The sequence below is a fragment of the Ruegeria sp. AP12 genome (genome assembly GCF_056540025.1).
On record NZ_JBQFVZ010000324.1, the window covers coordinates 1 to 535 of the forward strand.

1 protein-coding gene is annotated in these 535 nt (G+C 54.2%); it reads left to right on the forward strand.

Going from position 1 to position 535, the window contains the following annotated elements; genetic code table 11:
* Window positions 1–535 (forward strand): hypothetical protein (locus tag ACR0E6_RS23005; protein ID WP_480587786.1); only part of this gene is annotated, 535 nt, incomplete at both ends.

Consider the following 535-nt stretch of genomic DNA (forward strand, 5'->3'; position numbering starts at 1 on the left):
TACGCGCTACACTCAAGCCGTCTCGAAAGAAACCAACGCTGTCACACAATCGCTGCTTGTCGAAGGTGAGCACGCTTATTTCAGTGCCAAGCGGAATTTCAACATTTCGGTTTCGCCCGGACAAACCGACGCATTTCTGGCGAGCATCTGGGTATCCTTGCTGCATCGGGTTCTCGATTTCAGGTGGGACCCGAGCCAGATCATTTTACGGGTTAGCGAACCTGACGTGCTGCCCAAGCACTTTCATGGTGTTCAAGCCATCAAGTGCAGCCCACAGGGATTTTCGATCCGGTTTCCCTCACCCTGGCTGAGCCATAAGTTGCTCCCGGAATCACTGAAAAACCCGTCAGACCTGACAAGCGATTCCCTCGACCAGCATGCGCCTCAAGATTTCTTAGCCGGGCTTCAAGGCCTGATCCGGATTCATCTTGGCGATCCGGGATTTGGTGTTGAAGAACTGGCGCGCCTATGCGGTTTCCACCGGGAGACTTTGAACAATCGGCTGGCCCCTTATGGGCAATCAGCCTCTCAGGTC